The organism is Tessaracoccus sp. MC1627 (genome assembly GCF_014164725.1).
Taxonomy (GTDB): domain Bacteria; phylum Actinomycetota; class Actinomycetes; order Propionibacteriales; family Propionibacteriaceae; genus Arachnia.
In genome coordinates, this window is sequence record NZ_JACJGA010000004.1 from 452,012 (window position 1) to 477,144 (window position 25,133).

Sequence of the window (25,133 nt, forward strand, 5' to 3'; positions counted from 1 at the left end):
GAATGCTCAGTGTCACCACCCCGCAGTCCGTGGAGGCCGCGGTGGCCACCGCACGACGATGGGCTGCCGAGACCGCCGGCCGCTCCGAGCCCCCCGCGGCGCGGCTGCTGGCGAGGGTCCTCGCCCACCCGCGCGGCCTGGCGTTCACCCTGGATTTCGTCGACGGGGTGCTCCGCCCCGAGGATCCTACGGTGGCCGGCGCGGCGCTGGGGGCGCTGGCGCGACGCCCGGCCCCGTTCCTGCCCCTTCCGCTGCGGTGGGGCCTCCGGGCGGTCCGCATCGCACCCAGGCCCGCCCTCCCTCTGGTCCGCGCGGCCTTCGCCGCGCTGGTGGGCGACCTGGTCATCGACGTGGGGCGGCGGCTGGGCCCATCGCTGCGGCACGCCCGGCGGCGCGGCGCAGACCTCAACGTCAACCTCCTCGGCGAGGCCGTCCTCGGGGACGCCCACGCCGCCGGGAGGCTCCGCGAGACGATGCGCCTGCTGGCGCGCGACGACGTGGACTACGTCTCCATCAAGGTCTCAGCCGTCCTGGGACCGCACTCCCCCTGGGCGCACGCCCAGACCGTGGAGGAGGCCGTCACGAGACTCCGGCCCCTGATGCTCCTGGCCGCCCGCGCAGGCAAGTTCGTCAACCTCGACATGGAGGAGTACCGGGACCTGCACCTCACCCTGGACGTGTTCGCCGAGCTCGTCCTCGACCCGGAGCTGCTCGGGCTGCGGGCGGGTCTGGCGGTACAGACCTACCTCAAGGAGTCCGGCCTGGTGCTTCGCCGAATCGACGAGCTGGCCGAGCGACGGGTCGCGGCTGGTGGCGCGCCGCTGAAGGTCCGGCTCGTCAAGGGCGCCAACCTTGCGATGGAGCGGGTGCAGGCCGAGCTTCGGGGCTGGGAGAACCCGGTCCTGGATGGCAAGGCGGCCACCGACGCCAGCTTCCTGCGCGCGCTGGAATTCTGCCTGACCCCGGAGCGGGCCGCACGGCTCCTGGTGGGGGTGGCCAGCCACAATGTGTACACGGTGGCCGCCGCGTGGGAGCTCGCGAAGGCGAGGGGCGTGACCGGCCAGGTCGACGTCGAGATGCTCTCCGGCATGGGGGCGCCGCTCCAGCGCGTGATCCTCCGCGAGGTCGGACGCCTGCGGCTCTACGTCCCGGTGGTGCCGCGCGCCGAGTTCGACTCGGCCATCTCCTACCTTGTGCGGCGCCTCGAGGAGAACGCCGCCCCGGAGAATTTCATGTCGGGCGCCGCCCACCTCGGCCGCGATGCCGGCTTCCTGGACATGGAGGAGGCGCGGTTCCGCGATGCCCTCACCCTCGTCGACTCCCCCGTGCCTCAGCAGTGGGCCACCCAGGCCCGACCCACCGGCGGCCACGGCTTCGTCAACGCGCAGGACACCGAACCGGCGCTGCGGGCCAACCAGGCGTGGGCCGCCGGCGTCCACGGCCTCCTCCCCAGCCCGGGGTTGGGCGCTGCGAGGGTGAGCCACGCCACCGTGACCTCGTCCGCAGGCATCGACGAGACGCTCCGCCGCGGCAGGGACGCCGGAGCGGTATGGGCCGCCGTCCCACCGGTTGAGCGGGCCGCCGCCCTGCGCCGGCTGGCGGGTGAGCTTGAGGCGGGCCGGACGGCGCTCGTGGCGGTGGCGGCCGACGAGGTGGGCAAGCTGATCGACCAGGCCGACGTGGAGGTCTCGGAGGCGGTTGATTTCGCCCACTACTACGCCGAGCGGGCCATCGACCGCATCGAGGGCGCCCACCACGTCCCGCCTGGGCTGACCGCCGTCGCGCCGCCGTGGAACTTCCCCATCGCCATCCCCCTGGGGGGTGTGGCGGCCGCCCTCGCCGCTGGGTCGGCCGTCGTCCTCAAACCCGCACCCCCGGCCCGGAGGACCGCAGCGCTGCTCGCCGAGGCCTGCGACCGCTCGGGGCTGCCGCCGGGGCTGGTGCAGCTGGTGGTGGTCGACGACGGCCCCCTGGGTGAGTCCCTCCTGTCGGATCCCCGGGTGGAGCTCGTGATCCTCACCGGGGCCGCGGAGACCGCGTCACTGTTCCGGTCCTGGCGTCCGTCGATGCCCCTGCTCGCCGAGACCTCGGGCAAGAACGCGATCGTCGTGACGGCGTCGGCCGACCTCGACCTGGCGGTCGCGGACCTGGTGATCTCGGCGTTCGGGCATGCCGGCCAGAAGTGCTCGGCGGCATCCCTGGGGATCCTGGTGGGGTCCGTGGCGCGGTCGCGGCGGTTCCTCGACCAACTGCTCGACGCTGTGGGGTCGCTGAGGGTGGCCTGGCCGATCGACCCGGCGGCCCAGATGGGGCCCCTCACCGAGCCACCCAGGGACAAGCTGCTGCGCGGCCTCACCGGACTCGAGCCGGGCCAGCGCTGGTTGATCCGGCCCCGCCGCCACGACGACCGGCTGTGGAGCCCCGGCGTCCGCGCCGGGGTCCGCCCAGGCGGCGAGTTCCATCAGGTGGAGTACTTCGGCCCGGTGCTCGGCCTGATGGAGGCCGCCTCACTCACGGAGGCTCTCCGGTGGCAGAACGGCACCCCCTACGGCCTCACTGCGGGGCTCCACTCGTTGGACGAGCGGGAGATCAACACCTGGCTGGACGGCATCGAGGCGGGCAACTGCTACGTCAACCGCACCATCACCGGCGCCATCGTCCGCCGGCAGCCGTTCGGCGGCTGGAAGCGCTCAGCCGTGGGCCCCGGCGCCAAGGCCGGCGGGCCGCACTACGTGCAGAGCCTGGGCCGCTGGGAGGCCGATGAGGAGTGGCCGGGCACGGGCGCCGTCCCCACCTCACCGATGCTGGCGCGGTTGGTCCGCGCCTCGCGGGCCGCCCTCGGCGAGGCCGACGCGCTTCGGCTCGGCGCCGCCGCGGCGGGTGACGAGGAGGCGGCGCGGGCGGTGTTCCTCGCCTCGCACGACCCCACCGCCCTGTCCGCAGAGCGCAACGTCCTGCGCTACCGGCCGGCGACAGTGACCGTCCGCGTCGAGGAGTGCGAGGAGTGGGCCGTTTTCCGCGAGGCCTCAGCCGCGCTGGCGGTGGGCGCACGGGCGGGTTTCTCTGTGCGCCGGCCGCTCAGCGGGGGTGTCGCGGCGGCGCTGGACGAGGCCGGTCTCGAGGTGAGGGTCGAGGACGACGCGCGCTTCGACGCCGCAGCCACAGGGCGGATCAGGCACCTCGGGCGGCGCGATCTGCTCGCGGACCTCGGCGGCTCGATCGACGCCACCGTGTACCCCGGCGGCCCGCTGCCGGGTCGCCTCGCCTGCCTGCCCTACGTGCGGGAACAATCCGTGTCGCTCACCGCGCACCGCTTCGGGCACGCCTCCCGGATCCAGCTCGACCTGTAGGAGGGGAGAGGAAACGGTTCAGGGCACCCCGAGATGGGGTGCCCTGAACCGTGATTAGTGGTCCGCGATCAGCGGCGCAGGCCGAGGCGTGCGATCAGCGCGCGGTAGTGCTCAATATCGTTCTTGGCGACGTAGTTGAGCAGCCGGCGGCGCTGGCCGACCATGAGCAGCAGGCCTCGGCGGCTGTGGTGGTCTCCCTTGTGAGCCTTGAGGTGCTCAGTGAGGTGGGAGATCCGCTTGGTCAGCAGCGCGATCTGCACGTCAGGCGAGCCGGTGTCCCCGGGTGCGATGGCGTAGTCGTCGATGATCTTCTTCTTGTCCACAGCGTCCATAAATATGGGTCCTTCCGGTTCGCTGCACGGCGCCCCCGTTGCGGGTGCTGTCGGGGCTCTGACGGGTCCGTGGCCGATCGAACGGCAACCTGGGAACCCTATCACCGCCAGTGCAGCTCCCCCAAACCGCTCACTGTCCGGGGGTCGGACTCCGTGAAAGGGGTAGGGTGGGACCAGTCCCCTGCAGAGTGAACAAGGAGCCCCTATGGCCGTCGCCGTCCGTCCTGCGACATCAGCAGATCTTGAGGCCCTGCGCTCACGTCAGTCGCGGCCGGAGCTCGGTCTGGTTGACGAGCACTTCGAGGCGCAGCAGCGCGGCGCACTGATCTTCGCGGTCGCCTTCGACGGCGACGAGCCTCTGGGCACGGCGGTGCTGGACCTCGACGCGGACTCGATGACTCCCGAGCTGCGCAACATGTTCGTCTACCCGGAGGCCCGTCGCAAGGGCGCCGGCCGGGCATTGAGCCAGTTTCTCGAGTCGGAGGCTCGCGCCCGCGGCTTTGCAGCGGTGTACCTCGCGGTGGATCCCAACAATGAGAAGGCCGTGCCGCTGTACATCTCGCTCGAATATCACCCCACAGGCGAGCACCTGTTTGTCGACGAGCCCGAGGTGCAGCAGGTGGATCCCGACGCTGAGCCCAGCCAGCACTACGCCATCTACAAAAAGTCGCTGACCGCCCGCTGACCGGTGGGGCTCAGCCGAGGAGCCGCCGCCTGGCTGCCTCCACGTCGGCTCCCATCTGCTCGACCAAGGCGTCGATGCCGGTGAAACGCACCTGTCCGCGGAGCCGCTCGACGAAGTCCACGGCCACCTCCACCCCGTACAGCTCGAGGTCCGTGCGGTCCAGGACGTAGCTCTCCACCCTGCGATCCGCACCGTCGAACGTGGGATTGGTGCCCACCGAGATGGCCGCCGGCATGGGCTCGCTGCCCCGTTCGTCGAGGTTGGTCAGCCACCCGGCGTAGACGCCGTCTGCGGGCACGGCCATCTCGATGGACACGGTGAGGTTCGCCGTCGGGAAGCCGAGGTCCCTGCCGCGCTGGTCACCCACGACCACCACCCCGCGGAATCGGAAGGGCCTGGTGAGGTGTTGGGCCGCGCCCGCCACGTCCCCGGCTGCCAACAGCTCCCGGATGGCGGTGGAGCAGGTGACCTCATGGTTGATCACCTCGAGCTGGAGCGGGATCACCTCGAACCGTCCCGCGCCGAGCTCGGCGAGCGTCCGCACGTCGCCCGCGGCGCGATGACCGAAGCGGAAGTTCTCCCCCACAACCACGCGCACCGGGTGAAGAGGGATGAGGAACCGGTCCACGAACTCGGCCGGGGACATCGCCGCCACCTCCGGGGTGAACCGGATCACGCGCACCTCGTGAGCCCCGGCACCCTTGAGCAGTTCTATGCGGGTCCGGAGATCGCTCAACAGCTTCGGGGCCGCGGCGGGGCGCAGCACCGTCACCGGGTGTGGCCAGAAGGTCAGCACGACCAGCGGGTGATCGACGTCGCGCGTCGCCTCGGCCAGCACGCGGCGATGGCCGACATGTACCCCGTCGAAGTTGCCGATGACGACGACCGTTTCAGTCACAGTTGCTCAATCTGTCATGCTCCGACCAGCACCGCAAGCGGTCTCGCACCGCCGTCGGCCGGTTCATACAGGGCGAGGAGTTCCCCGGAGGGTGAGAGCATCCCGGTGGGTGAGCCCGGGACGGGGCGGGCCAGGGGGCGACCGTAGCCGACGTCGCGCGCCTCGTCGTCGGTGAGGTCCACGACGGGGAAGCTGAGGCGCGCCGCGTCCGCCATCGACATCAGCTCCGGCGGCTCGTCGGAGAGGACGACTGCGTTCTCCAGCGCGTAGTGCCCGATACGGGTGCGCCTCAGAGCTGTGAGGTGACCACCCACCCCGAGGGAGGCCCCGAGGTCGCGGGCGATCGCCCGGATGTAGGTGCCCGAGGAGCATTCGATATCCAGGTCCACGTCGAGGCGTGCCCCGTCGACGCGTACGGCCAGCACGTCGAGCCGGGCCACCGTCACAGGGCGCGCCTTCAGCTCGACGGCCTCCCCTGCCCGCGCCAGAGCGTAGGAACGCTTCCCGTCGACTTTGATGGCCGAATAGCTGCTGGGCACCTGCAGAATGTCCCCCCGTAAGGGGATCAGCGCCCCTTCCAGCTCCCACTCCGTGACGGCCGAGGCGTCCGCCACGAACACCACCTCGCCCTCGGCGTCGTCGGTGGCCGAGGACTCCCCCAACCGCACGGTGGCCAGGTAGCGCTTGTCGTGCAGGGCCAGGTGCCCGAGCAGCCGGGTGGCCCGGTTGACGCCGAGGATCAGCACGCCCGTGGCCATGGGATCCAGGGTGCCTGCGTGCCCGATCTTCCGCGTGCCCAGGAGCCTGCGCAGCCGACCCACCACCTGGTGGGAGGTGACCCCCGACTCCTTGTCGACGATCACCACCCCCGAGGTCCGGGTCACTGCTCGTCGTCCTCCTCGGACTCGCGCGGCTTCCGGTACGGATCCGACTCGCCGGCGAAGGTCTTGCCGGCGGCGGCCTGAGCCGCCGCGGCATCCTTGGCCTGCACCTCCGCCAACAGGTCCTCCATGTGCCGCGCCACCTCGGGGGTGGCGTCGAGCACGAAGGACAGCGTGGGCGTGAACTTCATTCCCAGGTGCTGCCCAACGGTGGAGCGGAGCATGCCGGTGGCCGACTCGAGCGCCGCCGCGGATGCGGCACGCGCCTCGTCGTCACCCAGCACCGTGTAGAAGGCCGTGGCGTCGCGGTTGTCCCCGGTCAGCCTCACCTCCGTGAGGGTCACGAAGCCCAGACGGGGATCCTTGACGCGTCGCTCGATGGTGGTGGCGAGGATGACCTTGATCTGGTCCGCCAGCTTGGCGTTTCTTGGACCTGGCATCAGGAGCGCTCCTTCTCCACCATCTCGAACGTCTCGATGACGTCTCCGATCCGGATGTCGTTGTAGTTGTTGAGCGTGACACCGCACTCGAAGCCCTCGCGGACCTCAGTGGCATCGTCCTTCTCGCGCCGCAGCGAAGCGATGGTGCTGGTGGCCACCACCACCCCGTCGCGCAGCAGGCGTGCACTGGCGTTGCGACGGAGGGTGCCGTCGGTGACCATGCAGCCTGCGATGTTGCCGAACTTGGACGAGCGGAAGATCTCGCGGATCTCCGCCTGGCCACGCACTTCCTCGGCGAAGATCGGCTTGAGCATGCCCTTGAGCGCCGCCTCGATCTCGTCGATGGCCGAGTAGATGACCGAGTAGAACCGCATGTCCACGTTCTCGCGGTCCGCCATCTGCGCCGCGTGCGGCGTGGGCCGCACGTTGAAGCCGATGATGACAGCCTTCGAGGCCGCAGCCAGCGAAACGTTGGTCTCGGTGATGGCACCGACACCGCGGTCGATGACACGCAGCGACACCTCGTCGTTGACCTCGATCTTGGACAGTGCATCCTCGAGCGCCTCGACCGAGCCCGCGCCGTCGCCCTTGAGGATGAGCAGCAGCTCCTGCGCCTCGCCCTTCTCCAGCTGCTCGAACAGCTGGTCGAGGGTCTTGCGACGGCTCGTCTTGGCCTGCTGGGCGGCGCGCATGCGGGCCTCCCGCTTGTCGGCGATCTGACGCGCCATGCGATCGTCCTCGACGACCAGGACGTTGTCACCGGCCCCGGGCACGGACGTGAGTCCGAGTACCTGAACGGGCATCGACGGCGGGGCGGAGTCCATGATCTCGCCCTGATCGTTGATCAGGGCGCGGACACGCCCGTGAGCCGAACCGGCCACGATCGAGTCGCCGATCCGCAGCGTGCCACGGTGCACCAGCACCGTCGCCACGGGACCACGGCCCTTGTCCAGGTGCGCCTCGATGGCCACACCCTGGGCGGGCATGTCCGGGTTGGCACGCAGGTCCAGAGCGGCATCCGCGGTCAGGACGATGGCCTCGAGGAGTTCGTCCAGACCCTGGTGCGTGATGGCGGAGACGTCAACGAACTGGGTGTCGCCGCCGTACTCCTCCGGCACGAGGCCGTACTCGGAGAGCTGCCCGCGAACCCGCGTGGGATCCGCCGCCTCCTTGTCGACCTTGTTGACCGCCACCACGATCGGCACGTTCGCCGCCAAAGCGTGGTTGAGCGCCTCGATGGTCTGGGGCATCACGCCGTCATCCGCCGCCACCACCAGCACGGCGATGTCGGTGGACTTCGCGCCGCGGGCACGCATGGCGGTGAACGCCTCGTGGCCCGGGGTGTCGATGAACGTGATGGGACGGACGTTGCCGTCCACCTCGGTGACCACCTGGTAGGCGCCGATGGCCTGCGTGATGCCGCCGGCCTCCTTGGCCACGATGTTGGTGTCACGCAGGGCGTCCAGCAGCTTGGTCTTGCCGTGGTCCACGTGACCCATCACCGTGACGACGGGGGGACGGGCTTCAAGGTCGTCCTCGTCGCCGATGTTCTCGCCGAACTCCAGATCGAAGCTCTCCAACAGCTCGCGATCCTCGTCCTCGGGCGAGACGACCTCGATTCGGTAATCGAGCTCGGCACCCAACACCTCGAGGGTGTCGTCTGCCACGGACTGGGTGGCCGTGACCATCTCACCGAGGTGGAACAGCACCTGCACCAGCGACGCGGGCTCGACGCCGATCTTCTCGGCGAGGTCCGTCAGGGATGCGCCGCGGCGCAGGCGCACGGTGGCTCCGTCGCCCTTGCGCAGACGCACGCCGCCGATCGCCGGCGCCTCCATCTGGTCGAACTCTTGCCTACGCTGCTTCTTCGACTTGCGTCCACGGCGACCGGCCGCGCCACCGCGACCGAAGGCTCCCTGCGTACCGCCGGTACGGCCGCGACCGCCACCGCGACCGCCACCGCCTCCAGCCGGGGCACCCATGCCGCCGCCCATGCCGGGACCGCCGGCTCCACCGGCGCCGCCGGGCCCACCCGGACGGCCACCACCGGGGCGACCACGGCCGGGGCCGCCAGGCCCAGCGGGCCGACCGCCACGGGCGGCGGGGGCGCCGAGCTGGGTGTTGGATGTCTTGGGCATCATCGCCGGGTTGGGGCGGGGCATGCCCGGCACCCCTCCGGTGCCGCCGGGACGCGGCATCCGGTCACCGGCACCGGCAGGTGCGCCTGGGCGGGCACCTGGAGCGCCTGGGCGGGCGCCGGGCGCGTCGGGGCGACGACGCTGCTGCGTGCCCATCCCCTGGGCGGGAGCGAACGGGTTGTTACCGGGCCGAGGGGCGCCCGGCTTGCGGGAACCGGCCCCTGGTGTGGGGGCTCCGGGCCTGGGACCAGGGACGCCTGGGCGGGGGGCTGACGAGCCGGGTCCGGGACGCTGTCCGGGGGCGGCAGGCCGCTGCGGGGCCGGCGTAGCCGGGCGGGCCGCCTGGGGCGCCGGAGTCACGGGCGCCGCGGGGGGCGTCGTCGGCCGAGGGCCAGGGGCCGGCGCGGGTGCTGGGGTGGGCGCCGGCGGGATGGGTGCCGGTGCCGGGGTGGGCCTTGGTGCCGCGGGGCGCGGGGCATCCGTGGACGGGGCGGGCGCGGGGGCTGCCGGGGCCACGGGAGCTGACGGGGTGGCGGCGGCGGGCGTGGCGTCCGACGCAGCCGGGGCGGGCTTCGGGCGCGCGGCCGGAGCCGGGGCGGGCTTCGGAGCGGTCGTCGGGTCGGCGGGGGCGGGCGCGCTACCCAGCGCTTCCCGGATGCGGCGCACGACTGGTGCCTCCAGCGTGGAGGACGGTCCGCGAACGTACTCGCCGTTCTCTCCCAGCCAGGCCAGAAGGTCTTTGCTTGTCTTACCGATTTCCTTGGCGATCTCGTGGACGCGAGGCTTTGCCACTACTCTCCTTTGCGGCCCGACCTCCAAGGGGCGAACCTTTAGTTGTGCTGAATCATCGTTGGGTTCTCATCGAGTGGTCATGAGCGTGAGCCCACCTTCTGGTTGTCGCCCTGTCGGGCGTGGAACGATGCGGCCACGACAAAGACGTGGGCCGCTGGACATCATATCCTCCCGAAGAGGCTTGATCCAGCCAGAGTGTCAAGCCGCAGGCCAGTGCGCAGCCGGGTCCAGGTCGACGGCTGCACCGAAGGCCCTCCGGACCGCCCGGCGGCGGATCGCCAGTTCCAGGCAGCCGGCGTGAACGTAGGCTCCGCGTCCCGGGAGGCGCGGTCGGGTGCCGTCGACGGCGAGGTCGCCTCGTCGGACGAGCCGAAGGAGCCGGTCCTGATCGTCACGGCCTCGACAGCCGATGCAGGTGCGTTGGGGAGTCATCGGACCCAAGCCTACGGCCACATTGCCAGCAACACCCCAGGCACCGCACAGCGTCCTGACAGGGGGCGGCGGGAAGGTTGATCCATCGGGCATCAGGCCCGAGATCTACTCACCATCAGGAGGACACATGCAGAACAAACTGATCGCCGGCATTTCCGCCGCCGCCATGGCCGCGGGCCTGGGCTTCGGCGTCTCACAGATCGCCACCGCCGACACCACCACCCCCACCCCGAGCGCGTCGGCATCGGCCAGCGAGGACTCCTCGGCCCCCCTCGGATCACGCGAGGGCAAGGGCCGCCACGGCGACCGCGGAATGCCCGGTGCCGACGCGGCCACCCTCGCCGAGAAGCTCGGCGTGGAGGAGGACGCGCTCGAGGTCGCGATGGATGCGGCCCGCGAGGGCCTGGAGTTCGTCCAACCCTCAACGGATGCCACCGACGAGGAACGCGAGGCGGCGCGGACGGAGCGGCAGGCTGCGTACGTGAGCGCGCTCGCGGGCGAACTCGGCATCGACGAATCGAGGGTGCAGGCCGCCCTCGACGAGATCCAGGCCACCCGCACAGCCGAGCGGGCAGAGGCCGACACTGCGATCCTGGACCAGGCTGTCACGGACGGGAAGCTGACCCAGGCCGAAGCGGACACAGTGCAGAAGGCGATCGACGCCGGCATCGTCTCCACCCGCGGCGGTGGGCACCGGGGCCGCTGATCGACACAGACAAGACCCGGTGGCTCAGGCCACCGGGTCTTGTCTGTGCGCCGAGGCGCAGGGTGTCAGGCGCAGCTCCACGGCTGGGTGCCGCGGATCGCGTAGAGGCGGTTCGCCACGGTGATCTGCTCCGCGCGGCTGGCCTGGTGGGGGTAGGACGCGAAGTCCTGGCCGTTGACCGAGCGCCAGGTGGCAAGGTTGAACTGCAGGCCCCCGTAGTAGCCGTTGCCCGTGTTGATGTCCCAGCGGCCGCCCGACTCGCACTGGGCGATCCGGTCCCACATGTCCGCACGGGCGAGGTTGATGGCACCGCCGGATGACGACGTCGAGGAGGACGTGGACGAGGATGACGTGGACGAGATGGCAGGGGCGGACACCTTGGTGCCCACCGTGGTGACCTGCGTCACGGGCTTACGGGTGACCACCCGCTCGTCGAGGGCGGAGCTGACCAGTGTGCCGTCCTCATACACCTCGGTGTAGGTCTCGCTGGCGAGGCCGTTGACTCCCTTGGTGGTGATCTTGCTGGTTCCCTTGGCCAGGTCCGCGGACTTCACCGAGGTCTTCTCGAAGGGCACCGCCACCTCTTTGGTGGCCTGCTTGACCTCAACAGCGACCACGGTGATGGCTAGTCCGTCCTCCAGAACGGTGCCGGCCGCGGGGGTCACCTTGTCGTCGGAATCCGGCTTGACGCCGGCCTGGGCCAGCGCATCCGCGACAGTACCGGCCACGGTCAGCTGGGCGGGCGTCCCCGCCACCGTCAGCGTGACGTCCTTGGCGGTGGCCAGCTCCATCGTCAGCCCCTGGCGGGAGATCGTGGTGGAACGGGACGTGGAGAGCTTCGAGTCGGCGGCGCCCAGGTTGAGCATCGACAGCGCCTCGCCAACGGTGCGGGCGGTGGTCCAGACGGTCCGCTTCTCGCCGTCGACCGTCACTTCAAGCTCGCGGCCGAAGGCGACGCTGATCTCCATGTCGTCGTCGACCTCGGTGTCCGGCCCGGGCAGGACCACATCATGCCGGCCCAGCTCGATGTTCTCCAGCTGCAGCACCTCGGCGACTGTGTCCTCACGCACCGCAATGGTGCGAGAAACGCCGTCGACGACGAGGGTGACGTCGTTCTTGTGCAGGGCTGTCGCGACTCCCGCCGCGGTCACGAGCGCGAGCGCGCAGCCGCCGGCCGCCACGGGGATCCAGAACTTCTTCGCCTTCAACACGAACTCCTCAAGTTTCAGCAGTGTGCTATCAGGCTAACCCGGAAGTTGAGAGAAAACCAAAAATAACCTGAGATTCTCTCAGTAGTGGGCTACTGTCCGGCGCGGTGTGCCTCGTACATCGCCTCGGTGTCGACGTACCACGCCAGCGCGACGTCGCGGAGCTCGCCCATCCACGCCTCATCCGCCGTCGCGGCGAGGTCGTTGAGCTCGAAGGGGTCCGCCGCGAGGTCGAAGACCTCGTCGCGCCGGTCTCCGAAGTGGTGGATGAGCTTGCGGTCACCGTCGATGACCGCCGTGCAGCGCCCCCGCGCGAGGCAGGTGGCCACCAACGGACCTTGGGGCTCTCCGCTGTAGAGCGACGGCTGATACGCGTGCCCGGAGACCAGGTCGAAGCCGAGAGCGTCGACGGCGGTGGGCAGGACTGCCAGCTGGTTCGCCGGCTGCCCCAGCTGCTCTCCCTCCCGCTGGGGGTCGTGCACCAGGAAGGGGATCCTGACGCCCTCGTCGTAGATCGTGTTGTCGTGCTGGAAGACGCGGTGCTCGCCGAAGCCCTCGCCATGATCGCCTGTCACCACGAAGACGGTGTCCTCGTAGAGTCCGAGCTCCTTGAACATGTCGATCACGCGGCCGACGAAGGCATCCTGGTAGTGGATGCCGTTGAGGTACGAGTTGAGGAGCGGATCCTCCACGAAGTCGATCGGCTCGTGGCCCTCGAGCACGTAGTCGTGGTGCCCCGTGACTGTCAGCATGCCGAGCATGAACGGCTCGCCGTCGGTGGTGGCCAGCCAGTCACGAGCGGGTCCGAGCATGATGTCGTCTTCGTAGCCGAAGTAGTTGGCCTTCCCGAAGCCGACCTTCGGCATGCTGTCCACGGAGCGGAAGAAATCGAAGCCGAGGTTGTCCACCGTCCCGCGCCTGCGCTCGAAGTGTTCGGTGGCCGACTGGAGGAACGCGGTCTCGTAGCCCTGGTCCCCCAGCAGTTCGGCCAGGCACGGCATCGGCATGCTGCCTGCCTCGGCCTCGGTGTTGTCGTGGTCAGGAGGTGCGGCGACCCCGCAGTGGACGGCTGTGAGGGCCTTCGAGGTGTGCGGAAGGAGCGAGTAGCCGCGCGACGGCGTGAGGCTGGACTCCGCAAGCGCATCGAGGACAGGGGTCACGGGTTGGCTCGTGGGAGGCAGCGTCGAGGTGGCGCGCTGCGACTCGAGGGTGATCACCACGAGGTTGCGCCCGGAGGCATCGGGCCGGGGCACCAACCGGGTCTCACCGACAGCCTGAGCGACGGCGACCGCACTGGCCGGCTCCGGATAGGCGTCCGCCTCACGGATCGGGGCGACGACGAGCTGAACGGGCGGCGCGAGCGCGAAGGCGGCCGAGACGGTGGGCGCGCTCCAGGCCGAGGCGGCCAGCAACAGAGCGGCCACTGCCACCACCACGAGCCGACGCACCAGCCGCGAGGGCTTCCTCAGGGCCCGCGAGACCAGGGGCCCCAGCAGCAGGGGCGCGACGAGGGTGTTCACCAGCACCCCGACGGCCAGGGCGATCATGCCGGGGGTGATCTGGGATTCCAGGAGACCGTGCAGCTCTCCCCCGCCGCGCCACGCGTACTCGATCTGCATCCAGGTGAGCGGGTTGCCAGTCGTCATCACATAGCTGTGGCTGACCACCAGGAAGAGCCCCAGCACCAGCGTGGCGGCGTGGGCCAGATAGAACGCGATGGTACGCAACCACCCTGGGCCGACCGCCGACAGCACCCCCCACAGGAGCACCCATGCGGACCCGAAGGCCACATCGGACCACACGCGGGCGGCCACCTCGCCGAGGTCGGCGTCCGGGAAGTACGCGCCGGTGCGCGCGAACTTCAGCCACACCCCCATGAGCGCGACGGGCAGCAGGAGCACGACGAGGCGGCCCCACTTGTGGCGGGGCTTGAGTAAACGGGAACCAAACGGGCGGTGAACAGGCATCGTTGGGACATGTTACGCCCCCGGTGCGGTATCGGGCTGAATGTCGATTCGCCACCCGGTGAGGCGGGCGGCCAACCGCGCGTTCTGCCCCTCGCGCCCGATGGCCAGCGAGAGCTGGTAATCGGGAACGATCGCGCGGCAGGCGCGCGCCTGGAGATCCATCACCGTCACCGACAGGACCTTGGCCGGCGACAGGGCCGCCGCGACAAACTTCGCCGGGTCCTCGGAGTAGTCGACGATGTCGATCTTCTCCTCCCCCAACTCGTTGGTCACGGCGCGGACGCGTTGTCCCATGGGTCCGATGAAGGCGCCCTTGGCGGAGACATCCGGGTGGTTCGAGCGCACCGCGATCTTGGTCCGGTGCCCGGCCTCGCGCGCGATCTCCATGATCTCCACCATCCCCTGCCCGAGCTCGGGCACCTCCATGGCGAAGAGCTTCTTGACCAGGTTGGGGTGCGTGCGCGACACGATCACCTGGGGACCGCGCAGTTCACGGCGGACCGCCACCACGTAGACCCTGAGCCGACGGCCGTGCGAGTAGTCCTCCCCCGGAACCTGCTCGGCCAGCGGCATCATCGCCTCGAGCGAACCGAGGTCCACCCGCACCGCCCTGGTGTCGCGGTCCTGCTGGATGGTGCCCACCACGATGTCGCCCTCGGTGCCGGCGAAGTGGCCGTACTTCTGATCATCCTCGGCCTCCCTGAGCCGCTGGAAGATCACCTGACGAGCAGTGGCCGCCGCGATCCGGCCGAAGTCATCAGGCGTGTCGTCGAAGTAGCCGATGATCTTGTCGTCGTCGTCGAACTCGGGGGCGAGCACACTCACCTTGCCGGTCTTGCGGTTGACCTCGACCTTGACCCCGCGCAGGGCGTGCGGGGTCTTGTTGTACGCGTTGAGCAGTGCGTCTTCAAGGGTCTTGATGAGGTAGTCCTCGGAGATCTCCTTGTCCCGCTCGATTGCGCGCAGCGCTGCCAGATCGACGTCCATCATGCTTCCTCTCCGTCATCGTCGGCCAGGGAGCGGTTGAGCTCCACCTGGACGACGGCCTTCCTGATGTCGCTGAGCGCGACGGTGCGGTGCGTCCCCTCGACGTCCAGAGTGACCCCCTCCTCGGTGACGTCGACGATCCGGCCGGTGGTGTCCCCCTCCGCCAGCCACAGCTTGACGAGCCGGCCGGTGTTTCTGCGGTAGTGCTTGGCGGCGGTGAGGGGGGTGCTGACGCCACGCGAGCTCACCTCGAGGGTGTAGGGACGTGTGCCCACGGCGTCGCTCTCGTCGAGCGCCACCGAGATGGACGAGGCTGCGCGGGCGATGTCGTCGAGCAGCGGTCCCCGACCCAGCGGTCCGTCGCCGTCGACGCTGATCCGTAGTACGGAGCGCTTGCCGAGAGGTGTGACCTCCATGCTGTCGAGCTCGAGTCCGTGCTCCGCGAGGATCGGTTCAATGACCGACGCGAGCGTGTTCTCCTGCATCTTCGGCTCCATATCCGGTTGTTGGCCTAATTGTGAAGACCAAGCATACCGATAGGCTGAAGTCCATGAGATGTGGCAGGCGCGCGGTCCTGGCGGCCCTGCTCGTTGCGGGCTGCGGCCTGGACCCCACCATTTCCCAGCCGTCGCTCCCTGCGCCCGAGCCGGATCCGACCCCCAGCCAGACCGCCGAGGCCGCTGAGGCCGCAGCCGCGGTGGCGGGGCTGGTTGCCGCCATCGAGGCGGGTCGTTCCGCCGAGGGCGCCCCGGCGACTTATCCCGCCTGGGCCGACGCCGCCGTAACCGCTCTGGGCGCCGTGCTGGACCGCCTGCGGGCAGCTGACCCGGTGGCGGGGGGAGAGCCCGTCTTCGACCTGCCACCGCACTCCCCCGCGACCCCGCCGCCCGCGGGGCTTGAGGAGTCGCTGGCGGCGGCGTCGACGGCGGCGGAGACCTCGCTGCGCCGCGCCGCGCTGGCCGCACAGGCCCAGCCGCTCAGGCTGCTGTACGCCTCCGCGGCGTGCACGTCCCGCGGATTGACGACGGTGGGGGCAGCACCCGTCGAAGGCGAGGCGGAGCCGCGTCACTTTCAGGGCACCACCGTGGCCGCGTCGCTCCCCATCGCCCTCAGCCACTCCTGGGCGCTGATCTACGGGCTCGGCGTGGGGATCGGCCGACTCGACGGCGACGACCCCCTGCGCGACCTCGGAACAGCCCGGCTGGCCACCGCGAAGGAGTTGCGCAACGAGCTGCGCAACGCGCTCCCGGGGGTCGCACCTGTGCAGCCCGCGACGTTCGAGCTGCCCACGGCGATGACCACCAGCGAGGAGATCCGGGCGGGATGGGGGGCGCTGGAGCTGGGGCTCCTGGAGGGCCTCGGCCGGCTGGTGGCAGCGGGAGGGCCGGGCCGTGAGCGTTGGCTGGAGCTCATGGTCGGGGCCGCCGATTCCGTGGGGGCCATGGGCCGGCCCCTCCCCCACTGGCCAGGCTGGGTCTGAGGCTCAGCGCCCGGCTGCCAGCAGAACCTGGGCAACGATCTCGGCCACGGGCAGCTCCTGCCGCCCGCCGGTTCGCCGGTCGCGCAGCTCCACCACACCGTCGGCCAGTCCGCGACCCACCACGACGATGATGGGCATCCCCATGATCTCGGCGTCGGCGAACTTCACGCCCGGGCTTGCCTTGCGGTCATCGAGGAGGACGTCGACCCCGCGGCCCGACAGCTCTCCCGCGATCCGCTCGGCCTCGGCGAACACCGCCGCATCCTTGCCTGTGGCCACCACCTGTACCTGGAACGGCGCCAGCGCCAGCGGCCAGCAGAGGCCCTTGTCGTCGCAGGTGGTCTCTGCCACCGCGGCCACGGCTCGCGAGACGCCCACGCCGTAGGAGCCCATCGTGACCGTGACCAGCTTCCCGTTGGAATCCAGGACCTTCAGACCCAGCGCGTCGGCGTACTTGCGCCCGAGCTGGAAGATGTGGCCCATCTCGATTCCCCTGGCCAGGGTCAGCGGCCCGGAGCCGTCCGGCGCGGGATCGCCCTCTCGGACCTCCGCCACGTCCAGGACCCCATCGGCCACGAAGTCGCGGCCCGCGGTGACGCCCACCAGGTGCGTGTCCTTGAGGTTGGCGCCGGTGGCCCAGAACGTGCCCTCCACCACCCGGGGGTCCACGAGGTACTCGATGCCGGTGGCCGAATCCTTGCCGAGCACCCGGGTCCCGTCCAGCGACACCGGGGAGATGTAGCCCACCACCAGGTCTGGGAACTTCGCGAAGTCCTCGGCGCCGAAGGGCTCGGCGACGGACGGCTCGAGGGCTGCGGCCAACCGCTTGAGGTCCACCTCCCGATCCCCGGGGAGCCCGACGGCGAGCGCGCGCGTGGACCCGTCGGCGTCAGTGACCCGGAACAGGATGTTCTTGAGCGTGTCGGCACCGGTCCAGGAGCGATCGGGACGGTCGCGGTTGAGGATGTCGACAACGGCGGCGATCGATCCGGCGTCCGGGGTGTCGATCGGCGCCATGGCGGGTGCGTCCTCGACCGGCAGCGGCGCGGGAGCGGCGAACCGCACGGCCTCCACGTTGGCCGCGTAGCCGGCGGGCGAGCGGACGAAGGTGTCCTCGCCGTTGTCGGCCACTGCCAGGAATTCCTCCGAGCGTGAGCCGCCCATGGCGCCCGCCATGGCGGAGACGATGACGAATTCGAGGCCGAGGCGCTCGAAGATCCGCTGGTAGGCGTCGCGGTGCCGGAGGTAGCTCGCCTCGAGGCCGGCGTCGTCGACATCGAAGGAGTAGGAGTCCTTCATGATGAACTCGCGACCCCGGAGCAGGCCGGCCCGCGGGCGGGCCTCGTCGCGGTACTTGGTCTGGATCTGGTACAGCGACAACGGCAGGTCCTTGTAGGAGCTGTAGAGGTCCTTGACCATGAGGGTGAACATCTCCTCATGCGTGGGGCCGAGCAACAGATCCGCGCCCTTGCGGTCCTGCAGCCGGAACAGGTTGTCGCCGTAGTCAGACCAGCGGCCGGTGAGCTCATAGGGCTCACGGGGCAGCAGCGCCGGGAAGCGGACCTCCTGGGCGCCGATGGCGTCCATCTCCTCCCGGACGACGGCCTCCACCTTCTGCAGCACCTTCAGGCCCAGCGGCAGCCAGGAGTACACCCCGGGGGCGGCCCGGCGGATGTAGCCGGCGCGCACCAGCCAGCGGTGGCTGGGCACCTCTGCGTCGGCTGGGTCGTCGCGGAGGGTGCGGACGAACAGGCTCGACAGGCGAGTGAGCATGGGTGGCGCCTTTCTCGGGGTGGACCGGGGGTCAGCCTAGACCATGGCCCTGGGGAACCACTGACCAATCATGTCCCGGCTGCGGCGCACCGGATCGGGCGATCTGCCACCCCTCCATCTGGATATGGACGTCGAGTACACGCACCAGATGTAGTGGCGCCATCTCTTCCCGCCCGGCACGTCCTCACCGAGAACAGCATTGATCAGTGGATCCCTAGAAGTGGACCGTGGCCAGTGCCCCCACCTCGACGAACCCCAACCGATCGTACGCCCTGATCGCGGGGGTGTTGAAGTCGTTGACGTAGAGGCTGATCCGGGGGAAGCGGCGCATCGCCAGGTGGAGCATGCCGGAGAGGGCGGGAACGCTCAGCCCCTGCCCGCGCAGCGCCGGGTCCACCCACACCCCCTGGAGTTGCGCCTGTCCCCCCAGCTTGGGGCCGAGGTCCGCCTTGAAGATCACCTTGCCACGCTCGTCGACGATGCCGTAGGCGTCTCCCTCGACGAGGCGCTGCCTCACGAAACGCTCATAACCGGATCCGTACTTGAACGGCGAGCTGCCGATCTCGTCGGTGTACATGTGGACCGAGGCGTCGAGATAGCTGGCGTAGTCGTCGACGGTCAGCTTCCGGACCCGCTCATCCGCGGCAACCTGCGGGTCGGCATCCAGCAGCATGAGGGGTTGGCGCGCCCTGATGTTGGCGACGGGGCCCCACGAACCACGCCAGCGCTCGGTCAGGCCGAGGTGGAGCCCGAGCACCGAGATGGCCGGACCCAGAATGGAGGTGCAGCGACGCACCGGGCCGAGCTGCCCCACGAACGCGGGCAGGGCCCCGGGATCGAAGCCGGCGACGAAGACGGTGCCGCCGTCCAGCAAGAGGGCTGAGACCTCTCCGCCGCGCTGATAGGCGTAGACAGTTCCGAGGCGACGGCGGTCTATCCCGTAGGTGGCCACCTTGGAGGCGAGGAACAGGTTCTCCACCGGGCTCCGGGCGAGGAACTCCAGGGCCTCATCCCGGTCGGCGCGGCCCAACGCGCGCACCCGGGAAGCCATGGGCGACAGCTTAGGAGACGGAGACGCTCGGCGCGCCCACCTCGCCCATCTCTGCGGCCAGGCGCTGCGCCTCGATGATCAGGGTCTCGACGATTTCGTCCTCAGGTACCGTCTTGATCACCTCGCCCTTGACGAAGATCTGGCCCTTGCCGTTACCCGAGGCCACACCCAGGTCCGCCTCGCGGGCCTCGCCCGGGCCGTTGACGACACAGCCCATGACCGCCACGCGCAGCGGCGCCTGCATGCCCTCGAGCCCCTTGGTCACCTGCTCGGCGAGCGTGTACACATCCACCTGGGCCCGGCCGCAGGACGGGCACGACACGATATCGAGCTTGCGGGGCTTGAGGTTGAGCGACTCGAGGATCTTGAGGCCCACCTTGACCTCTTCCGCCGGAGGGGCGGACAGCGAGACGCGGATGGTGTCGCCGATGCCGCGGCTGAGCAACGCCCCGAACGCGACCGACGACTTGATGGTGCCCTGGAAAGCCGGCCCGGCCTCCGTGACGCCGAGGTGCAACGGGTAGTCGCACTTCTCCGACAGCATCTCGTAGGCGCGCACCATCACCACCGGGTCGTTGTGCTTGACCGAGATCTTGAAGTCGTGGAAGCCGACGTCCTCGAACAGCGAGGCCTCCCACAGCGCCGACTCGACCAGCGCCTCCGCGGTGGGTGCACCATGCTTGGCGAGCAGGCGCCTGTCGAGCGAGCCCGCGTTGACGCCGATCCGCAGTGACACCCCGGAGTCAGCCGCCGCCTTCGCGATCTCCGCGACCTTGTCGTCGAACTGCTTGATGTTGCCCGGGTTCACGCGCACCGCGGCGCACCCCGCGTCGATGGCCGCGAACACGTAGCGCGGCTGGAAGTGGATGTCGGCGATGACGGGGATCTGCGACTTCATCGCGATGATGGGCAGCGCCTCGGCGTCGTCCTGGCTGGGCACCGCGACGCGGACGATGTCGCATCCCGTGGCCGTCAGCTCCGCGATCTGCTGGAGCGTGGCGTTGATGTCCGTGGTTTTTGTGGTGGTCATCGACTGGACGCTGATCGGCGCGTCGCCGCCAACCATGACCTTGCCCACCTTGATCTGCCGGGTCTTGCGGCGGGGGGTGAGAACGGGGGCCGGCGCGGGGGGCATACCGAGGTTCACGGGCATGGCGCACAGCCTACCCGCATCGCGCACACCGCTGGTCGCACGGCGATGCGGTCCGGATCACCGCACCCCTCCTAGAGGATCTGGATCGGCGAGATGATGTCTGCAAGGATCAGCACCACGCCGCCGAGCAGGAGGAAACCGCCGACGAGGTAGGTGACGGGTAGGCCCTTGGCCGTGTCCGTGTGGCCGGGGTCCGGCCGGCCCATCAGGCGGGCTGTGTGCCTGCGGAGCCACTCCCAGATAGCCGCGGCCACGTGGCCGCCGTCGAGTGGCAGCAGCGGCACGAGATTGAGCAGCGCGACGAACAGGTTCACAGATCCCAGCAGCGACAGCCAGGTGGCCGCCTTGTCCGCCACCTCGAGCTCGTCGCTGGCACCGATCTCCCCTGCCACGCGGGAGGCGCCCACGATCGACAGAGGCGAGTTGAGGTCACGCGGCTGCCCGGTCACCAGGTCAGCCGCAACGTTGTAGACCCGCACGGGGAAGCTGGCGAGTGCGACGACCGACTGTTTCGTCATGGTCCACATCTGGGCGGCCGTCGCCGCCACACCTCCACGCCGCTGCTCGATGGTTGGGCTCACCCCCAGGAACCCGGCCTCGACGGTGCGGGAGGGGTCCAACCGGTCAGGCACGAAATTCAGGACGGTGCGGACCTCTGGCAGCTCGATCCGTTGGCCATCGCGCTCGACGACGACGCGCGCCGCGCCGTCGCGGTTGTCCCGGATCAGGTCGCCCATCTGCTCCCAGCCGGTGAGCTCGGCGCCGTTGAACGCGAGCAGGATGTCGCCCGGCTGCACCCCGGCCAGGACAGCGGGGGTCTCCGGGTCACCGGGGCGGCAGGTGCGGTCCGCGCGGTCCACCGGGACGGCGCATTCGGAGACCGAGGCCACCGTCAGGGTTGCCGTCGGGACCCCGTAGGCCAGGTTGATCCCGAGGAAGATGGCGAAGGCGATCAGGATGTTCATCAGTGGCCCGCCCAGCATCACCACGATCTTCTGCCAGGTCTTCTTCTCGTAGAGCAGCCTGCCCTTGTCAGCCGCGGTGATGTCCTCGTACTCGACGGCGCGGGCCTCATCAGCCATCCGGGTCAGCCACCCACCCGGCTTGGCTGAGGGACGCCGGGGCGGGTACATGCCCATCAACCGCACGTAGCCGCCGAGCGGGATGGCCTTGATGCCGTACTCCGTCTCGCCCCGGGTGGTGGACCACAGCGTCTTGCCGAACCCGACGAAGTACTTGCTGACCCGGACCCCGAACAGCTTGGCGGGCACCAGGTGCCCCACCTCGTGGAGAGCGATCGAGGCCATGATGAGGGCGAAGAAGAGGATGGCGAACAGGACCGTGAGCACGGCGGTCATCGCGCGACCGCCAGCTCGGACGCCCTGGTGCGCCCCCACCGGTCCGCGGCGAGGACCGCCGGCACCGTGAGCGCGTCGTCGCCCACGTGTCCGGTCTGCAGGTGCTCCTCGACGCACGCGGCCACGATCCTGGTGATGTCCGGGAAACCGATGGTCCCTGCGCAGAAGGCGTCGACGCACGCCTCGTTGGCGGCGTTGTACACGGCGGGTGCGGTACCGGCCGCCTTGCCGGCCCTGCGAGCGAGCTCGACGGCGGGAAAGGTCTCATGGTCCAGGGGCTCGAACGTCCAGGTGGCCGCGCTGGTCCAGTCGCACGGGGCGGCGGCGTCAGCGAGCCGCTCCGGCCAAGTCAGCGCGATACCGATGGGCAGGCGCATGTCCGGCGGCGACGCCTGGGCGATCGTGGAACCGTCGTGGAACTCCACCATCGAGTGCACGATGGACTGCGGGTGCACGGTGACGACGATGTCGTCGAAGCCGACGCCGTACAGCAGCGCGGCCTCGATCAGCTCGAGGCCCTTGTTGACCAGGGTGGCGGAGTTGATGGTGATCACCCGTCCCATGTTCCAGGTGGGGTGCGCCATCGCCTGCTCCGGAGTGACCTCAGCGATCTGCTCCTGGTTCCAGCCTCGGAACGGGCCGCCGGAGGCGGTGAGGATCAGCCGGCGCACCTCGTCTGCCCGTCCGGCTCTCAGCGCCTGGGCGAACGCCGAGTGCTCGGAATCCACAGCGACGATCTGGCCTGGGGCAGCGGCCTGCACGACCAACCTGCCGCCGATCACCAGCGACTCCTTGTTGGCCAGCGCCAGCGTGCTTCCCGCGGCCAGCGCCGCGAGCGTGGGGCCGAGACCGGCCGCCCCGGTGATGGCGTTGACCACGACGTCGACGCCCGCCCCGGCGAGCTGCGTGGAGGACTCTGGGCCGAGCAGCAGCTTCGGCAGCTGGTACTGGCCGGTGCTCCATCCGCGACGGTCCGCCTCGGCATACAGCGCACGTTGGAGCTCCTGGGCGGCGCTGGCCCTGGCCAGCCCCACGGTCTCCGGCTCGAACTCGATGATCTGGCGTGCGAGCAGCTCCAGATTGCCTCCCGAGGCCGAGAGCGCCAGCACCCGGAACTGGTCCCTCCTGCTGGAGATCACCTCCAGGGTCTGGGTGCCGATGGATCCGGTGGAGCCCAGCAGGGCGATGGTGCGCACCAGGTAAGTCTATGCGCCCGCCGTCGGCTGAGATCCGGCGGCGATGTCGTGCCAAGATCGTCCCATGCCCCTTGCCACCCCTCCCCCCGCCGGAACCCCGGTCCCGTTCGCCATCACCCGATGGGCCGCGCAGAACCGGCGCCGCGTCGACGAGTTGGTCTGGCTCAACGAGCTCGGCGGGCTCACCGCCCGCGTCGTCGGTCCTGACACCACCCCCTTGTTCGCCAAGTGGAGCCCTCAAGACCTCCTCCCGGAGGCCGAGCGGCTCTCGTGGTTGGCCAGCCGGTTCCCGTCCCCCCGGATGGTGGAATACGAAGAACTCGACGACGGCTGGTTGATCGTCACCATGGGGCTGCCCGGTCACTCCGCGGTAGACGCGCGTGGGCAGGCACACCCCGACCGTGCGGCGGCCGCCATCGGAGAGGGGCTGGCGATGCTGCACAGCCTTGATCCGAGCGACTGCCCCTTCGGTCCGGCCGACTGGATCGGTGTGCAGGACGACGTCGATGTGCTGGTGGTGGCTCACGGCGACCCGTGCGCCCCGAACACGCTGGTCGCCGACGACGGAAGGTTCGTAGGCATCGTCGACGTCGGCGACCTGGGCGTGGCGGACCGCTGGGCTGATCTCGCCATCGCGTCATGGTCGCTGGAGTGGAACTTCGGCCCCGGCCACGAAGACGCGTTCTGGGCCGGGTACGGCGAAGCGCCGGACCCTGAACGGATCCGGCGCTACCGCACCCTGTGGGGCGAGCCGTGACTGGGGAACCACTGATCAATCATGTCCTGGCTGCGGCGCACCGGCTCGGGCGATCTGCCACCCCTCCATCTGGATATGGACGTCAGGTACACGCACCAGATGTAGTGGCACCATCTCATCCCGCCCGGCACGTCCTCACCGAGAACAGCATTGATCAGTGGTTCCCTAGACCAGACCGAAGGCCTGCATCGCCGACGCGACCCTCTCGAAGCCCGCGATGTTGGCGCCCACGACATAGTCTCCGGGCGAACCGTAGGATTCGGCCGTCTCGGCACACAGGTCGTGGATGTTGCGCATGATCGCAGTCAGGCGCTCCTCGGTGTACTCGAAACTCCAGGAGTCGCGGGAGGCGTTCTGCTGCATCTCCAGCGCCGAGGTGGCCACGCCTCCGGCGTTGGCCGCCTTGCCCGGACCGTAGAGGATTTTCGCCTCCTGGAACACCTTGATGCCCTCGGGGGTGGTGGGCATGTTGGCGCCCTCAGCGACGGCGATGACGCCGTTGCGGACGAGCGTGGCGGCGTGGTCGCCGTTCAGCTCGTTCTGCGTGGCCGACGGCAGGGCGACATCCACGGGCACGTCCCAGATGGAACTGCCGTTGGAGTGATAGCTCGCGGAGGAGCGGCGCTCGGCGTAGTCGCTGACGCGGCCGCGCTCGACCTCCTTGATCTGCTTGAGCAGGTCAAGGTCAACGCCCGCCTCGTCGATGACGTAGCCCGTCGAATCGGAGAACGTGATCACCGTGCCGCCGAGCTGGTGGACCTTCTCGATGGCGTAGATGGCCACGTTGCCGGAGCCGGAGACGCTGACCTTCTTGCCGTCGAACGATTCACCGCGTGTCTTGAGCATCTCGTCGGCGAAGACCACGGTGCCGTAGCCGGTGGCCTCGGTGCGCACGAGCGACCCGCCCCAGGCGATGCCCTTGCCGGTCAGGACGCCCGACTCGTAACGGTTGGTGATGCGCTTGTACTGGCCGAACATGTAGCCGATCTCGCGACCGCCGACGCCGATGTCTCCGGCGGGGACGTCGGTGTACTCGCCCAGGTGGCGGTACAGCTCCGTGATGAAAGACTGGCAGAAGCGCATGACCTCGGCGTCGGTCCTGCCGCGCGGGTCGAAGTCGGAGCCGCCCTTACCGCCGCCGATGGGCAGCCCGGTCAGGGAGTTCTTGAAGATCTGCTCAAAGCCCAGGAACTTGATCACGCCGAGGTAGACGCTCGGGTGGAAGCGGAGGCCGCCCTTGTAGGGGCCGAGTGCGGAGTTGAACTCCACGCGGAAGCCGCGGTTGACGTGCACCTCGCCCTTGTCATCCATCCACGGGACGCGGAAGATGATCTGGCGCTCGGGCTCACAGATGCGCTCGAGGATCTTGGAGTCGATGTATTCGGGGTGCCGCTTGATGACGGGCTCGAGGCTCTCGAAGACCTCGCGGACGGCCTGATGGAACTCGGCCTCCCCGGGGTTGCGGGCCACGACACTCTGGAAGACGCCCTCCAGTTGTTGCTCCATCGATACTCCTTCGGATTGAGTCAGCGGGACGATAGTAGCTACC

21 protein-coding genes are annotated in these 25,133 nt (G+C 69.7%); 5 read left to right on the forward strand and 16 right to left on the reverse strand.

Features of this window, described 5'->3' with window-relative positions:
• The first annotated feature begins 2 nt into the window (after window positions 1-2).
• Window positions 3-3,350: a bifunctional proline dehydrogenase/L-glutamate gamma-semialdehyde dehydrogenase gene (locus tag H5399_RS10625; RefSeq protein WP_182782997.1), complete on the forward strand. Its 3,348-nt coding sequence runs from the start codon at window positions 3-5 to the stop codon at window positions 3,348-3,350.
• A gap of 68 nt (window positions 3,351-3,418) precedes the next feature.
• On the opposite strand, the gene rpsO is transcribed toward H5399_RS10625, so the two are convergent.
• The gene (rpsO, locus tag H5399_RS10630; RefSeq protein WP_182782998.1) at window positions 3,419-3,682 is read right to left on the reverse strand and encodes a 30S ribosomal protein S15; all 264 of its coding nucleotides are present in this window, start codon (window positions 3,680-3,682) and stop codon (window positions 3,419-3,421) included.
• A gap of 205 nt (window positions 3,683-3,887) precedes the next feature.
• On the opposite strand from rpsO, the gene H5399_RS10635 reads away from it, so the two are divergent.
• Window positions 3,888-4,367: a GNAT family N-acetyltransferase gene (locus H5399_RS10635; RefSeq protein WP_182782999.1), complete on the forward strand. Its 480-nt coding sequence runs from the start codon at window positions 3,888-3,890 to the stop codon at window positions 4,365-4,367.
• 10 nt (window positions 4,368-4,377) lie between these two features.
• On the opposite strand, the gene H5399_RS10640 is transcribed toward H5399_RS10635, so the two are convergent.
• From H5399_RS10640 to H5399_RS10660, 5 genes are all read right to left on the reverse strand, one after another.
• A complete protein-coding gene (locus H5399_RS10640) occupies window positions 4,378-5,265 on the reverse strand; it encodes a bifunctional riboflavin kinase/FAD synthetase (RefSeq protein ID WP_182783000.1) in 888 nt (295 codons plus the stop codon).
• Window positions 5,266-5,279: 14 nt separating this feature from the next.
• Window positions 5,280-6,149 (reverse strand): tRNA pseudouridine(55) synthase TruB, encoded by an 870-nt coding sequence (truB, locus tag H5399_RS10645; protein WP_182783001.1) that lies wholly within the window; start codon window positions 6,147-6,149, stop codon window positions 5,280-5,282.
• A complete protein-coding gene (gene rbfA / locus H5399_RS10650; RefSeq protein WP_182783002.1) occupies window positions 6,146-6,586 on the reverse strand; it encodes a 30S ribosome-binding factor RbfA in 441 nt (146 codons plus the stop codon). Before rbfA ends, truB begins: the two co-directional genes overlap by 4 nt.
• A complete protein-coding gene (gene infB, locus H5399_RS10655) occupies window positions 6,586-9,516 on the reverse strand; it encodes a translation initiation factor IF-2 (protein ID WP_182783003.1) in 2,931 nt (976 codons plus the stop codon). Before infB ends, rbfA begins: the two co-directional genes overlap by 1 nt.
• 198 nt (window positions 9,517-9,714) lie before the next feature.
• Window positions 9,715-10,041, reverse strand: a complete 327-nt coding sequence (locus H5399_RS10660; protein WP_370585747.1) for a YlxR family protein — start codon at window positions 10,039-10,041, stop codon at window positions 9,715-9,717.
• A 34-nt stretch (window positions 10,042-10,075) separates the two neighbouring features.
• On the opposite strand from H5399_RS10660, the gene H5399_RS10665 reads away from it, so the two are divergent.
• The gene (locus H5399_RS10665; protein WP_182783005.1) at window positions 10,076-10,654 is read left to right on the forward strand and encodes a hypothetical protein; all 579 of its coding nucleotides are present in this window, start codon (window positions 10,076-10,078) and stop codon (window positions 10,652-10,654) included.
• A gap of 65 nt (window positions 10,655-10,719) precedes the next feature.
• Here H5399_RS10665 and H5399_RS10670 read toward each other — a convergent pair whose 3' ends face one another.
• The 4 genes from H5399_RS10670 to rimP form a co-directional block, all read right to left on the reverse strand.
• Window positions 10,720-11,862, reverse strand: coding sequence for a resuscitation-promoting factor (locus tag H5399_RS10670; RefSeq protein ID WP_182783006.1), 1,143 nt, complete (start codon window positions 11,860-11,862; stop codon window positions 10,720-10,722).
• Window positions 11,863-11,954: 92 nt separating this feature from the next.
• A complete protein-coding gene (locus H5399_RS10675; RefSeq protein ID WP_182783007.1) occupies window positions 11,955-13,829 on the reverse strand; it encodes an LTA synthase family protein in 1,875 nt (624 codons plus the stop codon).
• A gap of 12 nt (window positions 13,830-13,841) precedes the next feature.
• Window positions 13,842-14,816 (reverse strand): transcription termination factor NusA, encoded by a 975-nt coding sequence (nusA, locus tag H5399_RS10680; RefSeq protein ID WP_182783122.1) that lies wholly within the window; start codon window positions 14,814-14,816, stop codon window positions 13,842-13,844.
• Complete coding sequence (gene rimP / locus H5399_RS10685) at window positions 14,816-15,301, reverse strand: ribosome maturation factor RimP (RefSeq protein ID WP_182783008.1); 486 nt, start codon at window positions 15,299-15,301, stop codon at window positions 14,816-14,818. Before rimP ends, nusA begins: the two co-directional genes overlap by 1 nt.
• A 65-nt stretch (window positions 15,302-15,366) precedes the next feature.
• On the opposite strand from rimP, the gene H5399_RS10690 reads away from it, so the two are divergent.
• The gene (locus H5399_RS10690; RefSeq protein WP_182783009.1) at window positions 15,367-16,296 is read left to right on the forward strand and encodes a hypothetical protein; all 930 of its coding nucleotides are present in this window, start codon (window positions 15,367-15,369) and stop codon (window positions 16,294-16,296) included.
• 3 nt (window positions 16,297-16,299) lie between these two features.
• On the opposite strand, the gene H5399_RS10695 is transcribed toward H5399_RS10690, so the two are convergent.
• The 5 genes from H5399_RS10695 to dxr form a co-directional block, all read right to left on the reverse strand.
• Window positions 16,300-18,069: a proline--tRNA ligase gene (locus tag H5399_RS10695; RefSeq protein ID WP_182783010.1), complete on the reverse strand. Its 1,770-nt coding sequence runs from the start codon at window positions 18,067-18,069 to the stop codon at window positions 16,300-16,302.
• Between the two features lie 214 nt (window positions 18,070-18,283).
• The gene (locus tag H5399_RS10700; protein ID WP_182783011.1) at window positions 18,284-19,120 is read right to left on the reverse strand and encodes a GNAT family N-acetyltransferase; all 837 of its coding nucleotides are present in this window, start codon (window positions 19,118-19,120) and stop codon (window positions 18,284-18,286) included.
• Between the two features lie 10 nt (window positions 19,121-19,130).
• Complete coding sequence (gene ispG, locus H5399_RS10705; RefSeq protein WP_182783012.1) at window positions 19,131-20,273, reverse strand: flavodoxin-dependent (E)-4-hydroxy-3-methylbut-2-enyl-diphosphate synthase; 1,143 nt, start codon at window positions 20,271-20,273, stop codon at window positions 19,131-19,133.
• Window positions 20,274-20,344: 71 nt separating this feature from the next.
• On the reverse strand, window positions 20,345-21,631 hold the full coding sequence (locus H5399_RS10710) for an RIP metalloprotease (protein WP_182783013.1): 1,287 nt from the start codon (window positions 21,629-21,631) through the stop codon (window positions 20,345-20,347).
• On the reverse strand, window positions 21,628-22,827 hold the full coding sequence (gene dxr / locus H5399_RS10715) for a 1-deoxy-D-xylulose-5-phosphate reductoisomerase (RefSeq protein WP_182783014.1): 1,200 nt from the start codon (window positions 22,825-22,827) through the stop codon (window positions 21,628-21,630). The genes H5399_RS10710 and dxr overlap by 4 nt, the downstream gene beginning before the upstream one ends.
• Before the next feature lie 64 nt (window positions 22,828-22,891).
• Between dxr and H5399_RS10720 the strand changes: the two genes are divergently transcribed.
• Window positions 22,892-23,584: a phosphotransferase gene (locus tag H5399_RS10720; RefSeq protein ID WP_182783015.1), complete on the forward strand. Its 693-nt coding sequence runs from the start codon at window positions 22,892-22,894 to the stop codon at window positions 23,582-23,584.
• Window positions 23,585-23,749: 165 nt separating this feature from the next.
• Here the strand turns inward: H5399_RS10720 and gdhA are convergent, their stop codons facing one another.
• Window positions 23,750-25,090 carry an NADP-specific glutamate dehydrogenase gene (gene gdhA / locus H5399_RS10725; RefSeq protein WP_182783016.1) on the reverse strand — a complete coding sequence of 447 codons (1,341 nt, stop codon included), beginning with the start codon at window positions 25,088-25,090 and terminating at the stop codon, window positions 23,750-23,752.
• Window positions 25,091-25,133 lie beyond the last annotated feature (43 nt).

Coding starts and splice junctions, on each gene's coding strand:
- H5399_RS10665 (WP_182783005.1), top strand. CDS start 10,076: ATGCAGAACAAACTGATCGCCGGCATTTCCGCCGCCGCCATGGCCGCG.
- rimP (WP_182783008.1), bottom strand. CDS start 15,301: ATGCAGGAGAACACGCTCGCGTCGGTCATTGAACCGATCCTCGCGGAG.
- H5399_RS10695 (WP_182783010.1), bottom strand. CDS start 18,069: ATGCTCACTCGCCTGTCGAGCCTGTTCGTCCGCACCCTCCGCGACGAC.
- gdhA (WP_182783016.1), bottom strand. CDS start 25,090: ATGGAGCAACAACTGGAGGGCGTCTTCCAGAGTGTCGTGGCCCGCAAC.
- H5399_RS10700 (WP_182783011.1), bottom strand. CDS start 19,120: ATGGCTTCCCGGGTGCGCGCGTTGGGCCGCGCCGACCGGGATGAGGCC.
- H5399_RS10690 (WP_182783009.1), top strand. CDS start 15,367: ATGAGATGTGGCAGGCGCGCGGTCCTGGCGGCCCTGCTCGTTGCGGGC.
- H5399_RS10720 (WP_182783015.1), top strand. CDS start 22,892: ATGCCCCTTGCCACCCCTCCCCCCGCCGGAACCCCGGTCCCGTTCGCC.
- rbfA (WP_182783002.1), bottom strand. CDS start 6,586: ATGCCAGGTCCAAGAAACGCCAAGCTGGCGGACCAGATCAAGGTCATC.
- H5399_RS10675 (WP_182783007.1), bottom strand. CDS start 13,829: ATGCCTGTTCACCGCCCGTTTGGTTCCCGTTTACTCAAGCCCCGCCAC.
- nusA (WP_182783122.1), bottom strand. CDS start 14,816: ATGGACGTCGATCTGGCAGCGCTGCGCGCAATCGAGCGGGACAAGGAG.
- H5399_RS10710 (WP_182783013.1), bottom strand. CDS start 21,631: ATGACCGCCGTGCTCACGGTCCTGTTCGCCATCCTCTTCTTCGCCCTC.
- rpsO (WP_182782998.1), bottom strand. CDS start 3,682: ATGGACGCTGTGGACAAGAAGAAGATCATCGACGACTACGCCATCGCA.
- H5399_RS10660 (WP_370585747.1), bottom strand. CDS start 10,041: ATGCCCGATGGATCAACCTTCCCGCCGCCCCCTGTCAGGACGCTGTGC.
- H5399_RS10625 (WP_182782997.1), top strand. CDS start 3: ATGCTCAGTGTCACCACCCCGCAGTCCGTGGAGGCCGCGGTGGCCACC.
- H5399_RS10635 (WP_182782999.1), top strand. CDS start 3,888: ATGGCCGTCGCCGTCCGTCCTGCGACATCAGCAGATCTTGAGGCCCTG.
- ispG (WP_182783012.1), bottom strand. CDS start 20,273: ATGCCCGTGAACCTCGGTATGCCCCCCGCGCCGGCCCCCGTTCTCACC.